The sequence below is a fragment of the Sphingomonas sp. SRS2 genome, from assembly GCF_000971055.1.
Classification (GTDB): domain Bacteria; phylum Pseudomonadota; class Alphaproteobacteria; order Sphingomonadales; family Sphingomonadaceae; genus Rhizorhabdus.
The window spans coordinates 1-2,907 of sequence record NZ_LARW01000027.1 but is presented as its reverse complement, the minus strand read 5'-3'; the positions used below and the strand labels follow the sequence as shown (position 1 = coordinate 2,907).

The following is a 2,907-nucleotide window of genomic DNA, read 5'->3' as shown; positions in this document are numbered from 1 at the left end:
TTCTCTCTGGAATGAGGTCACCGATGTAGCGAAGAATGCATAACCTGGGACATTTGTTATCCGAGCCGCGGCCATTTCGCTCCGGATTCCGAAACTCGTCTCGTCGGCTCAGCAACTTGACAATGCCCTGACGAGGGTTATACTATGTTTATGTATAGTTATTACATTATCAATAACTCAGTTATTGTTGCAAAGCTTAGCCAGTAGAACATGAAATATAAGAATATTGAATCTGGTTTGCCCGATCTAAAAATCGGTTGGAAATGGCTAACCGAGCTATTTTCAGAGCCGAGTACAACGCCTAACGTCAATTACTTCCATTTTGTATCAATCTCAAGAGGCTTACATACATGTCTAGTGACAAACTCCATATTACATCCCGTTCCGGATATTACATAGCTTCAGTAATACTGGGAATTGCCCTGATGGTAAATAGTTTATCTGTTAGTGCACACAATGACCATCCACTAGGTCGGGAACAGATTGATTGGGATGGCGCCCCTCAGGTCCTGCGCACCATAGCACTTGGCATAGATTTTCGCGGAGGGGGTTTTACCGTTGCGTATCGTCCGAATGGAAAAGTGGAAACACGTGATGGTCGAGAATGCTTGGTGGGACCACACTTTTTGTTTGATATTGATGACAAGATAGCATTTGATTTAGATTCAGATGTGGAAATCGAGTTAATTATGGATAGATCAGCCTCCAGTGGTTTCAACCTGTCCTATGATCGTTCCGTTCACCCGCTTATGATCAATCACAAATTTGATCAGAAAGACCGGTGGGCACCGGTAAAACTTGTACTTGAACGGGCCCGGCTTGCAAACCGTAAATTAGATCACACTGACCTGAGTATCTCGGCGCCCAATGCGCTATTTCCAACGGATTCCTACCAAGAAGATCAGGAGGTCGTAATTTGCGGGATGAAGTTGACGTTTATAAGTTCAGCGAACCAGAGTCCTGAGCCTAACAGGGGAAAGCTCAACCTTCATGTGACAGCCGAAGATGGTACTCTGATCACTACTCGTATGGGTCTGTATAAACCAGATGGGCTTGCACCGATTCCAAGCGATCAGGCTATTAACGTTGACCGTTATGGTGAAACTATAAACCAGGTTGAACTACGCACTGTTCCAAGCCGCTGGCCTTCCGAGGGCCGTTTTGCTCACTATATCAATGGCAATTACGGGGCAGAGCTTGAGGCAGGTAGGTATCAGCTTGTACTGACCAAGGGACCTGAGTTCAGGATGCATACCGAAACTCTGGATATTGAATCGGGTAAAACGCTGAATAAAATGGTGGTGCTCAAGCGTTGGCGTGATCTGCCTGCGGAGGGCTGGTATTCGGCCGATAATCATATTCATATTGAAAGACCCGATCCGAGTTACAATCGTGGCATTCTGGCTTATACTCAGGCAGAAGACGTCCACCTTTCAAATCTGCTGCAAGCGGGTAATGTCAGCAATTCTCATTTTTCGCAATATGCATTTGGTTTGCGTGGCCAGTATCTGGTGAATGATTATTCACTTGTTTCCGGTCAGGAATCTCCCCGGACATCGCATTTAGGGCATTCTATCGGCCTAAACGGGCAGGCTTTTCACGGTCCGGGCGATAAACCTTATCTTTATGTACGTACGGCCGATGCAATCCATGCCGAGGGAGGGATGTGGGGTTATGCCCATGTATTTGGGAATGTCAGCCATGTTAACAGGGGGCTTGCATTGGATGTTCCATTAGGAATTGTTGATTTCGTGGAGGTTTTGCAGCTGAATATACTAGGTACTGAATATCTGTACGACTTTCTTAATATGGGGTTCAAGCTGCTTCCTTCAGCAGGTTCAGATTATCCCTACTTTGACGTGGCGGGCTCCGAGCGCATTTATGCACGGCTCGAGGGTGAGTTCACTGTTAAGGCCTGGTTTGATGCTTGGCAACAGGCACGATCTTTTGTCAGCAATGGTCCGGTAATCGAGTTTTCTGTTAATGGTAACGAGCGTACTAATGAATTTAGTATGTCAAAGGGAGAACGGTTGTCCATTCACGCAATTGCCGACATAAACCCGGATTTTGACGAACTGGAGCGCCTGGAGCTTGTCGTGCACGGAGAGGTAGTTAAAAGTGCGAAGCCCTCAAAAAAGGGCGTACCGATAGTTCTGGATTACGAAGTGCAGGCTGAAAAACCTCTTTGGTTTGCACTTCGCACTTACGGTAAAGGATCAGCCAAGGCCCACACCGCCCCTTTTTATGTTAGTGTTGATGGTGACAACGATTTTCGTAACCGTAAAAAAACTAGGGCACTGGCTCAAAAGTATTCAAAAGTCTTGGTGGCAATGAAGGAATCCACACCGTCCTTGGATGAAGAGCCTGAGCACTTTGACACACACAATGACATATTGCCAATGTGGCAGGCCAGTAAACCTGAATTGGATATGCGTATCGATAAAGCGTTGAAAATTTACCGGGAGCTGATGCAAAAAGACAATTGATATCTGAACTGCAGATAATCACTATTATTGGATGGATGGTAAAGAGAAGCGGATACAAGGGACATCTGTGTGATGAATATTACATGAATCCGTAGGTTTATATGCGGCTTCGCCCACCCACACATCGTTTACCCGATCATCCATCACATAATATGAGCGAAATTTGGCCCTGTCCCATCATCCAAAGTGCCCGTGCTCAACAAGGCGCCAACTATACAACGATATCCATGATATTAGGGTGGAGAATGTTAAAGAGAAATGTAGTGTAAATGAGGTATAGCGTCTGGATAACCGGGCGCGCTCTAACCTGAAGTGCAACACCCGAATTTGATAGGGTGTACCGATGGGAAATCACTACAGCCAGTTGAGTATGGACGAACGCAACGAGATTCAACGGAGCCGGAATATGGGATTGAGTTGT

1 protein-coding gene is annotated in these 2,907 nt (G+C 46.0%); it reads left to right on the top strand.

What is annotated here, in order from left to right; all coding sequences use genetic code 11:
- Positions 1-350: 350 nt before the first annotated feature.
- Positions 351-2,486: a CehA/McbA family metallohydrolase gene (locus tag WP12_RS24585; protein ID WP_152663827.1), complete on the top strand. Its 2,136-nt coding sequence runs from the start codon at positions 351-353 to the stop codon at positions 2,484-2,486.
- Positions 2,487-2,907: the final 421 nt, after the last annotated feature.